Raw genomic sequence first — 15,710 nt, forward strand, 5'->3', positions numbered from 1 at the left:
ACTAAGCCACCCATGTTGACTGCACAGCAGGCCTTAGATCATTTGCTCTCTCATGCAAACCCAGTTAGTGACAGTGAGAGCATTCCAATGCAGGCTGCACTTGGCCGTGTTCTTGCTGAAAATGTTAATAGTTTGGTAGATGTACCTCCGCTCGATAACACCTCAATGGATGGTTATGCCGTCAGAACTGCTGATATCCAATCTTCAGGAAGTATTCTCACAATTGCACAACGTATTCCAGCGGGTTCAGTAGGCACTCAGCTTGAGCCTGGTACTGTTGCCCGTATATTTACTGGTGCTCCTGTGCCTCCCGGGGCTGATGCGGTCGTCATGCAAGAAGATTGCGCAATGCCTGAAGGTTCTGTAGATCAAGTTCAGGTCAACATTACTCCAGCCGTCGGTCAGTGGATACGCCGTCGAGGCGAAGATTTAACTGCTGGTAAAACCGCGCTTACTGCGGGAACATTTTTACGCCCCCAAGAATTAGGCGTTGCTGCCTCTGCGGGCTTAACTCACTTAAAGGTAAAGCGTCGCGTTAAAGTTGCTGCGTTCTTTACTGGCGACGAGTTGGCGCTTCCTGGTGAGCCATTGAAGCCAGGTGGCATCTACAACTCCAATCGCGATACTTTACTGGCTTGCCTTAAATCCTTAGGTTGTGATGCTACGGATTTAGGTATTGTTCCGGATCGCCTAGATGCGACTAAAGCTGCGCTACGTAAAGCGAGCAAAGATCATGACTTAATCATTACCTCGGGTGGTGTATCTGTTGGCGAAGAGGATCACATTAAGCCGGCAGTGAGCGCTGAAGGGAGGCTCGATCTCTGGCAGATCGCAATTAAGCCCGGCAAGCCCTTGGCATTTGGTGCGGTTCGCAAATCGGACGAGCCAAAAGATGGTGAGGCTTGGTTTATTGGTTTACCTGGTAATCCAGTCTCTAGCTTTGTGACTTTCTTATTATTTGTGCGCCCCTTTATCTTGAAACTACAGGGTCGTGAAGAAAAGCCACATCAATCTTATGTAATGCGCGCTGATTTTGATTGGCTTAAAGCGGATCGCCGCAACGAGTTCTTGCGAGTCAAGCTCAATACGCAAGGTGGTCTGGATTTATTTCCCAATCAAAGTTCAGGTGTTCTGACTAGCGCCTCATGGGGCGATGGTCTCGTAGATTGCCCACCAGGACAGCCGATCAAAAAAGGTGATTTAGTGAAGTACATCCCTTTTGATGCACTTCTTAAATAATCGGTTTACGATTCTCTAATGAAACTCGAATTACGATTCTTTGCTTCTTTACGTGAGGCCTTAGGCATCTCACAGGAAAGTGTTGAGACCCCTGATTCAGTAAAAACTATTGCAGAGCTGAGAATCCATCTAGTAAATAGAGGTGGCGCTTGGGCTCTTGCTTTGGCTGAGGGAAAAGCCTTACGCTGCGCACTTAACCAGCACATGGTTGATCCCAATACTCCTTTGCAAGATGGTGCTGAGGTCGCATTCTTTCCACCAGTTACTGGGGGTTAGTATGCCAATCCGAATTCAGGAACAAGATTTTGATATCAGCGCTGAATTGGCAGCGCTGCGCAAAGACGATCCTAGGGTAGGGGCGGTAGTCAGCTTTTTGGGTACCGTGCGCGACCTGAATGATGGCAGTCAAGTGAAGGGTATGACACTCGAACACTACCCTGGCATGACTGAAAAAGCCTTAGAAGAAATCATTGTCCAAGCAAAAGCCCGTTGGAATATCTTTAACACGCTGGTAATTCATCGTGTAGGGCCACTTCTCCCAGAAGATCAAATCGTCTTGGTAGCAGTAAGCAGTGCTCATCGAGGTGAAGCATTTGCCGCCTGTGAGTTCATCATGGATTACCTTAAGACTGCTGCCCCTTTTTGGAAAAAAGAAGATACGCCTGATGGCGCTCGCTGGGTAGATGCGCGTATAACTGATGAGGCTGCAATGGCTCGTTGGCAACAGAAATAAAACGGAACTGTTTTTTGCTTTAGAACGTGTATTGCTGCTTAGAAAGATATTCCATGAAGAAAATAACTACCTTCTTATTATTTGCTAGCTTCATAATGCCTGCTTATGCTGCAAGCGATAGGCCAACTGTTCAAATTCAGGATGGTCGCCTTCAAGGTGTTGTTGAGTACAACATGAATGCCTTTAAGAACATTCCTTATGCAGCCCCACCAATGGGTGATCTTCGTTGGAGGCCACCACAGCCTGCTATCGCATGGAGTGGCACTAGGGACGCTAGTCGGTTTGGTGATGCTTGCCCTCAACCTTACGTCAAGAATTTAAGCACAGGCTTAGCTTTGCCTGGCAGCGAGGATTGCCTGAAGTTAAATGTATTCACTCCAACCAAGTCTAGTCAAAATTTGCCAGTAATGGTCTGGATTCATGGTGGTGGCTTGCTGGTTGATGGCAGTAGAGATGCGCAATTTACCCCAATCAATTTGGTGAAGAATGGCGTTATTGTGGTGACCTTTGATTATCGATTGGGTACTTTTGGCTTCTTTGCTCCAAAGGAGTTAATCGAAGAGGCAAAAGCAAATGGTGAGCCCGTTGGCAATTACGGCACCATGGATCAAATTGCCGTTCTCAAATGGGTCAAAAATAATATTGCTGCATTTGGCGGCGACCCTAACAACGTCACCATCTTTGGTGAGTCGGCGGGCGGTAGAAGTGTGACGTGGCTCATGGTTTCGGATGCAGCAAGAGGCTTATTCCATAGAGCAATTGCAGAGAGTGCCCAGCAAAGCCCTTTGCGTGGTATGACTCACAAGCATCTAGGTATGGCACCCGAGACCGAGATTGATGCCAAATATATGGCGGCTGTAGGCGCCAAATCACTGAAAGAGATGAGAGCTCTTCCAGTGAAGAAATTAGTGCTGACTGCTGCGAATTTTGAGCAAGGTGAATTCGGTGGCCCTTTTGTTGATGGCCAGATCTTGAAGGGCGATCCCGTTCCATTATTTGCCGCAGGCAAGCAGGCTAAAGTCCCATTCATGATTGGAACAAACAGCTGGGACTCCAGTTTTTTAGTTCCAGGGCAGCCATCTCTGTCGGCACTCTCCAAAATGTTTCGCGAAGATCCGAAAATTATTTCTATGCTCTACGGAGATGTTAAGGATCAATGCATAGCCTCTTCGGATGCTATGGGTGATATGTTGTATCGCGGTAGTACCAAACTTCTTGCAGATAGCATGAATGGTATTGCTCCTGGCTATGCCTATTACTATGATTACCTGACTAAAAATATTCGTCCCGCTTACCCAGGTGTACCTCATACATTTGAGATCAGTTATGTTTTTGGTAGTTATGGGCTCATGCCACAGGCGCCAAAAAAAGTGGAGTCTGCCAATGACCATTGCGCCCGAATAGAAAAAGCAACTGCTGATCTAAAACAAAAAGGGGTGTGGGCAAAGTACTGGTACCCAATTACAGATAAAAATGATCCACAAGATATTGCGACGTCTGAAAAAATGTCTGCAAGCTGGGCTGCTTTTGCAAAGACTGGAAACCCAAACGTGAGCGGTCAAGCAAATTGGCCAATGTATAGCCTTAAGTCAGATGTCATGAGAAGTTTCTCTTACGATAAAGAGACTATTACGGACCTACTCAAGGAGCGCGTTGATTACCAGATGCTCCATCTGAGAGAGATTTTTGCGCTTGAGCGCTTAAAAGATGCTTTTTGAAACCAGCCATTAATATAATTTACAAAACCACCACTTAACAGGCCATGAGATGACCAAACTCTATAAATTATTTGCTCTTGCTGGGTTTGCAATGATTGCAAATGCCGCATACGCACAAAGTACTGTAAATCCGATGCCAACAGTGAATGACAACTGGCGTTTTTCTGCATCTATTAATGCTTGGGCGCCTGCCAGTCAAACAACCGATTCAAAGGCGGATCGTTCATTCTCATCTAGCAATTCAATCGATCAAAATATAAATGCTGCTGGACCGATGGCTATGTTTACGCTTGAGGCACACAAAGGTAATTGGGGTGTCATGGGAGATTTGGTTTACTGGCAATCTAAATTTAATGGTAGCTCTAGTGATACAAGGTATATACGGGGTGCTGATACTAGTTTTTATGCTGGATATAGTGGTTCCTTAACCCAAACCATGTTTACTGGCGCTGCTACCTATACTGCTCTTAATGCCCCATCTATTTATTTGGATGGCTTATTAGGTGCAAGATATATTTCATCCACCATGGCCCTTTCTGATGCGCGGCAATTAGACCGCAACGGCAACGTGCTCGTTGCACATGCTGGCAATCCATCTCGCGTAAATTACACGACTGATCCAATACTTGGCTTTAAAGGTCGCGCTCGCATTATGGATAGCTCATGGTTTGTTCCTTTTTATGCTGATGCTGGTAAAGGCCCTGGTTCAAATAATGGAACTTGGCAGGCGTCCTTGGGTGTTGGCGATGCGTTTTCGTGGGGTGAGGTAGCTTTGGTCTATCGTGCTATGGGTTTCCATTTGAAAGATACTTCTGGTTCCTCTAATTGGACTAATGCTGGCCCACAGCTTTCAGCCACGATTAATTTTTAAAAATCTCAGCTGAAAAAATGCAGCCACCCTTCGGGGTGGCTTTTTTATTTTTTAAAGAACCCCAGCTTTTGGTTCTTGGGCAAACTCTTTAATTTCGCTTCAGCTTTGGAGGCTTCAGATCTGTCTGGGTGGTCTTGGGTGGCCAATAGGACAACCGGTCTGCGAGATCTCGTATAGCGCGCACCTTGCCCCGAATTATGGGCTTCTAGCCGATGTTCTAGACGGTTGGTGATGCCAGCGTAATAGCTGCCATCAGAGCACTCAAGAAGGTAAACAAGCCAAGTCAAAATAGCTCAAATTAGGGTTAAAAGGGGCTCAGAAAGCCTTGAAATTAGCATTATTGCCCTTATATTCTATAGATAGATATCCATGGAATACATGAGGCATAAAAATGAGAATAGATAAATTAACAACCAAGTTTCAAGAGGCTTTAAGTGAGGCTCAGAGCATTGCTTTGGCCAAAGACAATCAGTATATCGAGCCAGCTCACCTATTGTTAGCTATGTTGCGTGATTCTGATGGCGCTGCCAAGAGTTTATTAACCCGTGCTGGTGTTAACGTCCCGGGCCTAGAAAAGGGCGTAGAGAAAATCATTAGCAATCTACCAGAAGTCCAGGGTACTAGTGGTGAGGTTCAAGTGGGTCGTGACCTCAGTAACTGGCTTAATCTTTGTGAAAAAGAAGCCAATAAACGCAATGATCAATTTATTGCCGGCGAGTTGTTCTTGCTGGTAGTTGCTGATGACAAGGGTGAATTAGGTAAGGTTGCCCGTGAGAATGGTTTAAATCGTAAATCGTTAGAAGCGGCTATTGATTTAGTACGCGGAGGAGAGTCAGTGAATAGTGCAGATGCCGAAGGTCAGCGTGAGGCCCTTAAGAAATACACCGTCGACTTAACTGAGCGTGCTCGCATGGGCAAGCTCGATCCTGTGATTGGTCGTGATGATGAGATTCGTCGCACAATTCAGATCTTGCAACGCCGAGGTAAAAATAATCCTGTGCTGATTGGTGAGCCGGGTGTGGGTAAGACTGCCATTGTCGAGGGCTTAGCCCAACGTATCGTCAATGGTGAAGTTCCTGAGACTTTAAAGAACAAACGAGTCTTGGTTCTAGATATGGCACTTCTATTGGCAGGCGCTAAGTATCGCGGCGAGTTTGAGGAGCGCTTGAAGGCAGTGCTGAGTGACGTAGCAAAAGACGAGGGCCAAACTATCATCTTTATTGATGAAATTCATACGATGGTGGGTGCTGGAAAAGGTGACGGCGCTATGGATGCCGGCAATATGCTCAAGCCTGCTTTGGCGCGTGGCGAATTGCATTGCATTGGTGCAACTACCTTGGATGAATACCGTAAGTACATTGAAAAAGATCCTGCGCTCGAGCGTCGCTTCCAAAAAGTAATGGTTGAAGAGCCTAGTGTTGAAGCAACGATTGCAATCTTGCGCGGTTTACAAGAGCGCTATGAGTTGCACCATGGGATTGAGATTACTGATCCAGCGATTGTGGCTGCAGCAGAGCTATCGCATCGCTATATCACCGACCGTTTCTTGCCGGATAAGGCGATTGACCTGATTGACGAAGCTGGCTCACGCATTCGGATGGAAATTGATTCCAAGCCAGAAGTGATGGACAAGCTTGAGCGTCGCTTGATTCAACTCAAGATCGAGCGTGAGGCGGTCAAGAAGGAAAAAGATGAGGCTTCTCAGAAGCGTCTTGGCCTGATTGAGGATGAGATCAAGCGTCTTGGCGCTGAATATGCTGACTTAGAAGAAATCTGGAAAGCAGAGAAGGGTGCTGTATTGGGCGCGGCTAATCTGAAAGAAGAGATTGAAAAAGTGCGTGCTGATATTGCTAAGTTGCAGCGCGAAGGCAAATTAGAGCAAGTGGCCGAATTGCAATATGGCAAGCTGCCTGAGCTCGAGGCCAAGCTCAAGTCTGCTGCTGCTGCCGAAGCGAAGGGTAATAAAGATGGTGTTGTAAAGAACAAGCTATTGCGCACACAGGTCGGCGCGGAAGAGATCGCTGAGGTAGTGTCTCGTGCTACTGGTATTCCGGTATCAAAGATGATGCAGGGTGAGCGCGACAAACTGCTCAAGATGGAAGAGTTGTTGCATAAGCGTGTGGTTGGTCAAGAAGAGGCCATTCGTGCTGTGTCCGATGCAATTCGTCGCTCTCGAGCTGGCTTGGCCGAAGAGAATCGTCCTTATGGATCTTTCTTATTCTTGGGGCCAACGGGTGTTGGTAAGACAGAGCTTTGCAAGGCTTTAGCCGGCTTCTTATTTGATAGTGAAGACCATTTAATTCGTATCGACATGAGTGAATTTATGGAGAAGCATAGCGTTGCCCGCTTAATTGGTGCGCCTCCAGGTTATGTTGGCTATGAAGAGGGTGGTTACCTAACAGAGCAAGTGCGTCGTCACCCCTATAGCGTTATCTTGTTTGATGAAATTGAAAAAGCACATCCTGATGTGTTCAACGTACTCTTGCAGGTGCTCGATGATGGCCGCTTAACTGATGGTCAAGGTCGCACGGTAGACTTTAAGAACACAGTAATTGTGATGACCAGTAATATTGGTTCGCATTTAATTCAGTCGATGACCGATAAGAAACAATCGGAAATTAAAGAGGCTGTCTTTGAGGAGCTGAAGAACCATTTCCGTCCAGAGTTCTTGAACCGGATCGATGAGATTGTGGTGTTCCATGGTTTGGATAAGGGCAATATTGCGAACATTGCAAAGATCTTGCTCAAAAACTTGTCAGATCGTTTGGCTAAGGTGGATATGCAACTCGAGGTGAGCGATGCCGCCTTAAGCAAGATTGCCGAAGTTGGGTTTGATCCCGTCTTTGGTGCCAGACCACTCAAGCGAGCGATCCAGCAGCATATTGAGAACCCAGTCTCCAAGATGATTTTGGAGGGCAAGTTCGGCCCTAAGGATGTCGTGCCCGTGGATGTGGATAAAAAAGGCGACTTTAGCTTTACCCGTCAGGTTCACTAATCTGTAAATGGTATTTTTGCAGGAATTTGCCTGCACCAGTAAACTCGGTACATGACTGTTACGCTTAGTAGGCGTGCCAGTGATGTCCGGGTTATTGGTCTCATTAGCCTAGCGCACGGCAGCTCTCACTTCTTTCATTTAATTCTTCCTCCCATGTTCCCATGGTTGAAGGATGCCTTCGCGTTGAGCTATGCCGAGCTGGGTTTGCTCATGTCTATCTTTTTTGTAGTGTCTTGCATGGTGCAAGCAAGCTCAGGATTTTTGGTAGATCGTATTGGCGCTAGACCGGTGCTGTTTGCTGGCGTTGGCTTACTTGCTTTTGCAGCTTTGATTTATTCCCAAAGCAACGGCTATCTCATGCTGATGGTAGGCGCTGTGATTGCTGGTTGTGGAAATGGCATCTTTCATCCAGTCGACTACACACTGATTAATCACAAAGTATCTCCTGCCAATTTGCCCTATGCCTACTCGATGCACGGTGTCACAGGTTATTTGGGTTGGGCCGCTGCACCAGCATTTATGGTCGGTATTGCACAGCTCTCGGATTGGCGCATCGCTTTTCTCTCCGCGGCAGCACTGGAAGCATTTATTTTGCTGATTCTCTGGCTCAATAGGAGTCAGTTGATAGATAACGTCAAAGAGCGCCATGAGAATACCCAGGCTAGCGCTCAAGCCGACAATCCCGGTGGCAATCCAGAGAGCGCATTTGCTTTCTTGAGGTTGCCTGCCGTTTGGTTGTGCTGGATTTTCTTTTTCTTTAGCATGGCATCTACATCAAGCTTGCAATCGTTTTCACCCAGCGCCCTATTTAAAATCTATGCGCTTCCTGTTAACGTCGGCAATTATTTCTTAACGCTGTTAGCTCTAGGCAGCGCTGTAGGTGTTTTATTGGGCGGTTATTTGGCGGCAAAGTTACAAGCGCCTGAGAAAATTGTTTCCGCTTGTCTATCTCTAACAATAGCGATGTGTCTCTTGTTGGCTACAGGATTGATTTCAATTGACCTGATCCCTGTTATTTTCTGTGTATTGGGTTTTGGATATGGCGTCGTGGCACCATCGCGAGACTTGCTAGTCAAACAAGCAACTCCCAAAGGGGTGGCTGGACGGGTTTATGGGATTGTGTATTCTGGTATCGATCTGGGCGCTGCAGTAGGCCCATTCATCTTCGGTTTCTTCATGGATGCTGGATTGCCTAAGGCCTTATTCCTTGGCATTGTCCTATTTCAATTGATGATTATTCCGACGGTCTTTAAAGTATCTTCCAATACTCCGCATGCCGCCTAGGCTAAGGCCGCTTTAATCTTTTTTGCAAACTCGACTGCATGTGGGTTGTCGCCATGAATGCAGAGGGTGTCTGCCTGAATAGTGATTTCACTTCCATCGATAGCTACTACTTTTCCATTGTTGGACATACCCATTACTTGCTTGAGCGCTTCAGAATCATCTTCAATCACGGCACGAGCTTGAGTACGAGGAACTAGAAATCCTTCTTTGGTATATCTGCGGTCAGCAAATACCTCTTCCCAGACTGGAACATTCAACTCTTTTGCAGCATCAACTAAACAGCTTCCTGCTAAGCCATACAAAATCACGTCATTACCTAGATCCTTAACTGCTCTGACAATGCCTCTAGCCAGCTTGATATCCTTAGCTGCTTGGTTATATAAGGCGCCATGCGGTTTGACATGGTGAAGTCGATTACCCGCTGCATGGACAAACGCTTGCAGCGCACCTGCTTGATAAAGCACATAGTTATAGGCATCTTGTTCTGAGATTGCCATCTCACGTCTCCCAAAACCAGCTAAGTCTGGCAGTCCAGGGTGTGCACCAATATGCACTTTCTTTTGAGTAGCCATCTCAACCAGTTTTTTCATGCGGGCTGGATCACCTGCATGCCAACCACAGGCAATATTGGTAGAACTAATGTAGTCGAGCAATAGAGCATCGTTACCCATTTCCCAGGCACCAAAGCCTTCACCCATATCGCTATTAATATCCATCATGAATTTCCACCACTTTGAATGATTGTTTCAATTGAATTGATTGTTGATTCTTGTAACTTTAATGCTGCCGCATTTAATCGATCTGCTTCCTCAAGATCAATCGCAACCAACTGCACTTTATTGCCCGGTTTAACTTGTACTAATTTAGTAAGGTCAGATCGAATCACTTCTGCTAAACGCGGATAGCCACCCGTAGTTTGGTGCTCTGCGAGCATAACGATAGGTTCTTGAGATGGCGGAAACTGTACCGTCCCAAATGTTATGGCTTGAGAAGGGATGCCAGGTAAATCCTTTTTGAGTTTGAAGTCGCTTTGCAGTCGCACGCCCATACGATTGCTTTGATTGCTTACCGTCCAAAGGGTGGACCAAAATAATTCTCTTTCTTTCGCTGGCAAGAGGGATAGATGTGGCCCTGCTAAACAATGTACTTTGGTAATTTCGCTTGTGGGTATAAAGGGCGAGCGAATATGCCACTTAGGAAAACACGGTAATGCATCTTCTTTATAGAGGGACTTTAAGAAAGGCGAATTAAGGGCTGCCTTAGGATTCTTCAGAAGAAGGAGATCGCCTTTTTCCAGGCGCTTTGGTCCAATATCTGCGCTGATGTGAGAACCTACTCTGCCTAAGATATTGGGCAGGCTGAGACCTCCTCCAATCGCCAATACCGCACGAAAGCCCGGATTGATTGAGCTAAATTTAAGGATAGTTCCTTTGTTGAGCCATACCGGTCGGTTGCCAGGAATGCGTTGACCATTTACTATGCCATCGCAATGTGCGCCCACCCATGCTACGCAAGTAGTTTCGTGAAAGAGAAGGCTTGGTCCTGTAGAAGTCATTTCAATTGCGGCCGCATCTAATGGATTGCCCACTAAAGCATTGGCAAGATGTAGTGATGACAAATCGCATGCTCCACCAGGGCCAACAGCCCAATGAGATAGTCCTGAGCGAGGATTATCTTGAATGCTAGAAAAAGTACCTGCTTGCAGAACTTCTATTGACCCTTTGGTTTGATCTTCATCTAATGGGCGAATAATTTCTTTCGATCTATTTTTCTCATCCAGCTTCTGAAATGCATCAAGTGAAATTTCTTCGATTTGCATTTGATCTCCCGCCATAAATAGGCCCGGAGGATTTTGCTCAATATCAAATAAAGAATTCGGTGATCTGCCAATGATGTTCCAGCCTCCAGGAGTGGCGCGTGGATAGATGGCCGTCTGTAGTTCTGCGATTGCTACGCTTCCCTTTGGTACTGAGGGTCGAGGTGAGGGTAGACGCGGCAGAGATAACTTTGGATCAAGCCCGCTGAAATAAGCAAAGCCGGGCATGAAGCCCAAAATGTCCACCGTATACAAGCGGCTCTTGTGGAGATTGATTGTTTCCTCAAGCGATAGCTTGCAGGCTTTAGCGATATCTAATAAATCCAAGCCAAGGTCTGGGTGGTAGCAAACCTGAATGCGATGAATCTTAGCCGGATAAGTTTTACTGCTACTCAACTTTTCTAGTTGATTGCCTAATTTTTCTACATCTGCAAACGCTTGCTCACGAGTTTGCATGGTGTCAGCAGAAGGGTATTGCAATTGAATCACTAGAGAATCTAATCCAGGGACGATTTCAGCGGCCCATTCAGGCTTGCTGGCAAATAAAAGCCTGCTGAGCTCATGAATTTCTTTCAGAGCATTTTTTGATTTCGAGAAATCAATCAAAACACTGTGATCGCCAATTAGTGTGCAATGCATCATGAAAAGGTATTAAGGGTTTTCTCTAGTTTGCCCTGTGGGCGGAATAATTCGGTTATAAAGACATTACTCATTCATTAATTTAAAGCCTAAAAAATAAAGGAGACAAAGTGAGTCAACAAACAGATACTAGTCTGACCGGTTTCTATAAGGTCATGAACCCTAAAGAGAAGAAAACCTTTTGGGGTTGCTTCTTAGGTTGGGCTTTAGACGGCATGGACTTCATGATTTACCCATTGGTCATTGGCACCATTATTGCAGTATGGCAGGTTGATCGCGGCATGGCCGGTCTTGCTGTTACCGGTACTCTTTTGGCTTCTGCATTTGGTGGCTGGTTCGCTGGTTACTTAGCAGACCGTATTGGTCGTGTACGCACATTGCAGTTCACGATTCTCTGGTTCTCTAGCTTTAGTTTGATTTGTGCATTCACGCAAGACTTTAATCAACTCATGATTGCTCGCGCACTCTTAGGATTTGGTTTTGGCGGTGAGTGGGCGGCTGGTGCAGTGTTGATGGGTGAAACCATTCGTGCTGAATATCGTGGCCGTGCAGTTGGGTCTGTGCAATCTGCGTGGGCGGTAGGTTGGGGTGCTGCAGTGCTCTTACAAGCCATCATGTTTAGCTTATTACCGGCCGATATGGCGTGGCGTGCGATGTTTGTTGTAGGCTTCTTCCCCGCTTTGCTCTTGCTCTATATTCGTCGCAATGTAGAGGAGCCAGAAATCGCTAAAGTCGCTCGTGAGAAAGTGGCAGCAGCAGGTGACTCTCCATCCATGTTGGAAATCTTCAAGCCTGGTATTTTGAAAACCACTATCTTGGCTTCTCTTTTAACGATGGGTGCACAAGGTGGCTACTATGCAATTACGACTTGGGTGCCAACTTTCCTCAAGGCAGAGCGTAAGTTAACCGTAGTGGGTTCAACAGGTTATCTAGCGTTCTTAATCGTTGGTAGCTTTGTTGGTTACTTGTTTGGTGCTTGGATGGCTGATCGTTTTGGTCGTCGTAAGTTGTTTATGACTTTCTCGCTTGGTGCAATTGTTCTAGTGCTCGCTTACACGCAGTTGGAAATTACCAATGAAATGATGATGTGGCTTGGTTTCCCATTAGGATTCTTTGCCAGCGGTTATTTCTCTGGCATGGGCGCATTCTTGACTGAATTATTCCCAACGCGCTTGCGTGGATCTGGCCAAGGTTTTTGCTATAACTTTGGTCGCGGTATCGGCGCTTTGTTCCCAGCTTTGGTTGGTTACTTCTCTGCTCAATATGGCTTAGCAATGGCCATTGCTATCTTTGCAGTGATTGCTTATGGCGTCTTTTTTATTGCTGCAGTCATTCTGCCGGAGACCCGAGGACGAGAATTGCAAGCCAACTAATGGATTGTCTGTGTCAGCAGTAGATATTCCGTTTTGCCCAGGACCGCCCGAACATCAGAGCGGTCCTTTTCCTTTTCAGATGCCTATAGGTGCTGTAGATACGCATGCGCATGTGATTAGCGCTGCCAGCTTTGTTCCTGATCGTTCTTACACCTCTCCGGAGGCTACTGAAGAACAATACATTCGGATGCTGGATGAAGTCGGTATGACGTATGGTGTCCTCATTCAAGTCAGCGTCAACGGTCAAGACAATGAACCTATGCTCAAGGTGCTGGAGCACCATCCCCAACGCTTGCGTGGAGTTGCAGTTCCCTTGCTTAATCAAGCTGATGCCTACTATCAAAGAATGAAAGACGCTGGCGTTGTTGGTATTCGCATGAACTTGATGTTTTCGGGTGGTGGTTTAGATATCTCAAAGCTAGAGGAGTGTGATGCTTTAGCTAAGGACTGGGGTTGGCATATCCAATTTCTACTCGATGCAAATGATTTACCGATACTCATGCCGCGCATGCAAAAGTTACAGTCGACTTTGGTGATCGATCACATGGGTTATCTGCGCACTTCAGTTGGGCTGCAATCTGCTGGTTTTCAGGCTCTGCATGAGCTTGTAAAGAATAGAGCCTGGGTCAAAGTATCTGGTGCTTATCGATTAACAGATCAAGCGCCACCGTATGTGGACGTAGTGCCTTATGCGCAGGCATTAATAGCAGCAGCTCCAGACCGATGTATTTGGGGTTCTGATTGGCCACATGTAGCGAACTGGGGAATCATGCCTAGAGTTGCGCAAATGCTGGAAAGTCTAGCTTTATACGCACCCGATGAGGCGGTACGTAAGCAAATTCTTTGCGCCAATCCACAACGCTTATATTTTTCATAATATGAAACGTCATTACACTGCGTAAAATGCGGTGCAATATGAGCGGGGCGTGTTCATTCCGTTGGATGGTGGGTGATTTCGTATTACGAAAATACTTTTCTAAGTAACTGAATATAAACAGTTAAATAATTTATAAAAACTTTGTAATTCCCCTTGCTAGCTTTTATTAACGCTCTAAACTCTTATATAAGACATAAGACTTGAAGTAGTCTTAAGAGGTCTCAAATTTTGAAGTACTTGTTTAACTTAGGGAGAAAAACATGGCAGATCGCAAAGCAGAAATTGCAGCACTACAAAAGGATTGGGATACCAACCCACGCTGGAAAGGCATTACTCGTGGCTACACGGCTGAGGACGTTGTCCGTCTCCGTGGCTCATTAAAGATTGAGCACACTTTAGCTAAGCATGGTGCTGAGCGTCTTTGGGAGTTAGTAAACAACGAAGCTTACGTAAATTGTTTAGGCGCTTTGACTGGTGGTCAAGCAATGCAGCAGGTAAAAGCTGGCGTACAAGCAATTTACCTTTCAGGCTGGCAAGTAGCGGCTGATGGTAATTCTTATGCAGCAATGTATCCAGATCAATCTTTGTATCCAGTCGATTCCGTTCCAAAGATGGTTGAGCGTATTAATAACTCATTCCAACGTGCTGATGAAATCCAAACTGCCAAAGGTATTAATAAAGGTGATCCAGGTTATATCGAGTATTTTGCCCCTATCGTGGCAGATGCTGAAGCTGGTTTCGGTGGCGTGTTAAATGCATTCGAATTAAGTAAAGCATTAATCAAGCAAGGTGCTGCAGGCGTTCACTTTGAGGATCAATTATCTTCTGTTAAGAAGTGTGGTCACTTAGGTGGAAAAGTACTATTGCCTACTGCTGAATCAGTTCAGAAGTTGATCTCTGCACGTTTGGCTGCTGACGTGATGGGTGTTTCTACCATCATCTTGGCTCGTACTGATGCTGAAGCTGCTGACTTGTTGACATCAGATTACGATGCGAACGACAAGCCATTCTTGACAGGCGAGCGCACGCCAGAAGGCTTCTACAAAACACGTAAAGGCTTGGATCAAGCGATTTCTCGTGGTTTGGCATACGCTGCTTACGCTGATATGGTTTGGTGTGAAACGGGTACACCTGACCTTGATTTTGCTCGTCAATTTGCTGAAGCAATTCGTGCGAAGTTCCCAGGAAAAATGTTGGCTTACAACTGCTCACCATCTTTCAACTGGAAGAAAAACTTGGATGACGCAACCATTGCGAAGTTCCAACGCGAGTTAGGTGCGATGGGTTACAAATATCAATTCATCACATTGGCTGGTATCCACTCTATGTGGTACAACATGTTCGACTTGGCACAAGACTATATGCAGCGCGGTATGACTGCATACATCGAGAAAGTACAAGAGCCAGAATTTGCTGCGCGTGATCGTGGTTACACCTTCGTCTCACATCAGCAAGAAGTTGGTACAGGCTACTTCGATGATGTAACAACTGTAATTCAAGGTGGTAAGTCTTCTGTTACTGCATTGACTGGTTCTACTGAAGAAGAGCAGTTCCATTAAGAATCCCTAAGTAGTTAGTAGTAGCAGTAGCACCAATACTGCCGCGGCACCTAAATTACCCCATAAGGGTGACTTAGGTGCCTTTTTCTTATATATTGTTTCCATGGCTAATTGCACACTCTGTTCTGAAAATCACAAGCCCGAAGAGGGTGAATTGATATGGCGCGGGGATTATTGCCGCGTCATCTTGGTTAACGATCCAGACTTGCCTGGTTTTTGTAGGGTGATCTGGAATGCGCATATTGCCGAGATGTCAGATCTCACTTATGGTGAGCGTGATCACATCATGTCCTTGGTCTTTGCTGTTGAGGAGATTGTGCGTGAGGTAATGAATCCGGATAAGTTGAATTTGGCAGCCTTGGGCAATATGGTTCCCCATATTCACTGGCACGTCATCCCCAGGTTTCAGGATGATGCCTTTTTTCCAGGATCGGCATGGTCAGCTCGTACACAAGAGACCCCGAAATCTTCTTTGGAGGCCAGAAGAGCCCTTGCCAAAGAGTTACCGTCAGCAATTCGCTCTGCTATTTCTCAAATGCATTAAATTAGTAGAAATTCAGCAAAAAGCTGAACAGTAGTAAACATAATAAAAAAATAGATGGAGAC

Annotated in this window: 14 protein-coding genes; 11 read left to right on the forward strand and 3 right to left on the reverse strand. The window is 46.0% G+C overall.

Going from position 1 to position 15,710, the window contains the following annotated elements:
- Positions 1 to 12: 12 nt before the first annotated feature.
- From glp to FD961_RS02275, 5 genes are read left to right on the forward strand one after another with little or no spacing between them, the layout of a single operon-like run.
- Entirely contained in the window at positions 13 to 1,239 is a 1,227-nt protein-coding gene (gene glp, locus FD961_RS02255; protein ID WP_215394321.1) for a gephyrin-like molybdotransferase Glp, read from the forward strand.
- An 18-nt stretch (positions 1,240 to 1,257) separates the two neighbouring features.
- Positions 1,258 to 1,515 carry a molybdopterin converting factor subunit 1 gene (moaD, locus tag FD961_RS02260; RefSeq protein ID WP_215393932.1) on the forward strand — a complete coding sequence of 86 codons (258 nt, stop codon included), beginning with the start codon at positions 1,258 to 1,260 and terminating at the stop codon, positions 1,513 to 1,515.
- 1 nt (position 1,516) lies between these two features.
- A complete protein-coding gene (gene moaE / locus FD961_RS02265; RefSeq protein WP_215393933.1) occupies positions 1,517 to 1,972 on the forward strand; it encodes a molybdopterin synthase catalytic subunit MoaE in 456 nt (151 codons plus the stop codon).
- Positions 1,973 to 2,025: 53 nt separating this feature from the next.
- Positions 2,026 to 3,690 carry a carboxylesterase/lipase family protein gene (locus tag FD961_RS02270; protein WP_215393934.1) on the forward strand — a complete coding sequence of 555 codons (1,665 nt, stop codon included), beginning with the start codon at positions 2,026 to 2,028 and terminating at the stop codon, positions 3,688 to 3,690.
- 49 nt (positions 3,691 to 3,739) lie between these two features.
- The gene (locus tag FD961_RS02275; RefSeq protein WP_215393935.1) at positions 3,740 to 4,561 is read left to right on the forward strand and encodes a hypothetical protein; all 822 of its coding nucleotides are present in this window, start codon (positions 3,740 to 3,742) and stop codon (positions 4,559 to 4,561) included.
- 44 nt (positions 4,562 to 4,605) lie between these two features.
- On the opposite strand, the gene FD961_RS02280 is transcribed toward FD961_RS02275, so the two are convergent.
- Positions 4,606 to 4,848 carry a GIY-YIG nuclease family protein gene (locus tag FD961_RS02280; protein ID WP_215393936.1) on the reverse strand — a complete coding sequence of 81 codons (243 nt, stop codon included), beginning with the start codon at positions 4,846 to 4,848 and terminating at the stop codon, positions 4,606 to 4,608.
- Between the two features lie 104 nt (positions 4,849 to 4,952).
- Between FD961_RS02280 and clpB the strand changes: the two genes are divergently transcribed.
- Both clpB and FD961_RS02290 read left to right on the forward strand, forming a co-directional pair.
- Positions 4,953 to 7,556 (forward strand): ATP-dependent chaperone ClpB, encoded by a 2,604-nt coding sequence (gene clpB, locus FD961_RS02285; RefSeq protein WP_071464776.1) that lies wholly within the window; start codon positions 4,953 to 4,955, stop codon positions 7,554 to 7,556.
- A 51-nt stretch (positions 7,557 to 7,607) separates the two neighbouring features.
- A complete protein-coding gene (locus FD961_RS02290) occupies positions 7,608 to 8,840 on the forward strand; it encodes an MFS transporter (protein ID WP_215393937.1) in 1,233 nt (410 codons plus the stop codon).
- Here FD961_RS02290 and FD961_RS02295 read toward each other — a convergent pair.
- Positions 8,837 to 9,559: a 5-oxoprolinase subunit PxpA gene (locus FD961_RS02295; protein WP_215393938.1), complete on the reverse strand. Its 723-nt coding sequence runs from the start codon at positions 9,557 to 9,559 to the stop codon at positions 8,837 to 8,839. The genes FD961_RS02290 and FD961_RS02295 overlap by 4 nt on opposite strands.
- Positions 9,556 to 11,298 carry a 5-oxoprolinase/urea amidolyase family protein gene (locus FD961_RS02300; RefSeq protein WP_215393939.1) on the reverse strand — a complete coding sequence of 581 codons (1,743 nt, stop codon included), beginning with the start codon at positions 11,296 to 11,298 and terminating at the stop codon, positions 9,556 to 9,558. The genes FD961_RS02295 and FD961_RS02300 overlap by 4 nt, the downstream gene beginning before the upstream one ends.
- 152 nt (positions 11,299 to 11,450) lie before the next feature.
- Here FD961_RS02300 and FD961_RS02305 point away from each other — a divergent pair, with 152 nt between their 5' ends.
- From FD961_RS02305 to FD961_RS02320, 4 genes are all read left to right on the forward strand, one after another.
- On the forward strand, positions 11,451 to 12,668 hold the full coding sequence (locus tag FD961_RS02305; RefSeq protein WP_215394322.1) for an MFS transporter: 1,218 nt from the start codon (positions 11,451 to 11,453) through the stop codon (positions 12,666 to 12,668).
- A gap of 10 nt (positions 12,669 to 12,678) precedes the next feature.
- Positions 12,679 to 13,545 carry an amidohydrolase gene (locus tag FD961_RS02310; protein WP_251371310.1) on the forward strand — a complete coding sequence of 289 codons (867 nt, stop codon included), beginning with the start codon at positions 12,679 to 12,681 and terminating at the stop codon, positions 13,543 to 13,545.
- 260 nt (positions 13,546 to 13,805) lie between these two features.
- Complete coding sequence (gene aceA, locus FD961_RS02315) at positions 13,806 to 15,104, forward strand: isocitrate lyase (protein WP_215393940.1); 1,299 nt, start codon at positions 13,806 to 13,808, stop codon at positions 15,102 to 15,104.
- Positions 15,105 to 15,207: 103 nt separating this feature from the next.
- Positions 15,208 to 15,648, forward strand: coding sequence for an HIT family protein (locus FD961_RS02320; protein WP_215393941.1), 441 nt, complete (start codon positions 15,208 to 15,210; stop codon positions 15,646 to 15,648).
- Positions 15,649 to 15,710: the final 62 nt, after the last annotated feature.

The organism is Polynucleobacter sp. TSB-Sco08W16 (assembly GCF_018687455.1).
GTDB lineage: Bacteria > Pseudomonadota > Gammaproteobacteria > Burkholderiales > Burkholderiaceae > Polynucleobacter.

What these genes read in the sequence shown, in the direction of transcription:
- glp (WP_215394321.1), top strand. Translation starts at nt 13, where the DNA reads ATGTTGACTGCACAGCAGGCCTTAGATCATTTGCTCTCTCATGCAAAC.
- moaD (WP_215393932.1), top strand. Translation starts at nt 1,258, where the DNA reads ATGAAACTCGAATTACGATTCTTTGCTTCTTTACGTGAGGCCTTAGGC.
- moaE (WP_215393933.1), top strand. Translation starts at nt 1,517, where the DNA reads ATGCCAATCCGAATTCAGGAACAAGATTTTGATATCAGCGCTGAATTG.
- FD961_RS02270 (WP_215393934.1), top strand. Translation starts at nt 2,026, where the DNA reads ATGAAGAAAATAACTACCTTCTTATTATTTGCTAGCTTCATAATGCCT.
- FD961_RS02275 (WP_215393935.1), top strand. Translation starts at nt 3,740, where the DNA reads ATGACCAAACTCTATAAATTATTTGCTCTTGCTGGGTTTGCAATGATT.
- clpB (WP_071464776.1), top strand. Translation starts at nt 4,953, where the DNA reads ATGAGAATAGATAAATTAACAACCAAGTTTCAAGAGGCTTTAAGTGAG.
- FD961_RS02290 (WP_215393937.1), top strand. Translation starts at nt 7,608, where the DNA reads ATGACTGTTACGCTTAGTAGGCGTGCCAGTGATGTCCGGGTTATTGGT.
- FD961_RS02295 (WP_215393938.1), bottom strand. Translation starts at nt 9,559, where the DNA reads ATGATGGATATTAATAGCGATATGGGTGAAGGCTTTGGTGCCTGGGAA.
- FD961_RS02300 (WP_215393939.1), bottom strand. Translation starts at nt 11,298, where the DNA reads ATGATGCATTGCACACTAATTGGCGATCACAGTGTTTTGATTGATTTC.
- FD961_RS02305 (WP_215394322.1), top strand. Translation starts at nt 11,451, where the DNA reads ATGAACCCTAAAGAGAAGAAAACCTTTTGGGGTTGCTTCTTAGGTTGG.
- aceA (WP_215393940.1), top strand. Translation starts at nt 13,806, where the DNA reads ATGGCAGATCGCAAAGCAGAAATTGCAGCACTACAAAAGGATTGGGAT.
- FD961_RS02320 (WP_215393941.1), top strand. Translation starts at nt 15,208, where the DNA reads ATGGCTAATTGCACACTCTGTTCTGAAAATCACAAGCCCGAAGAGGGT.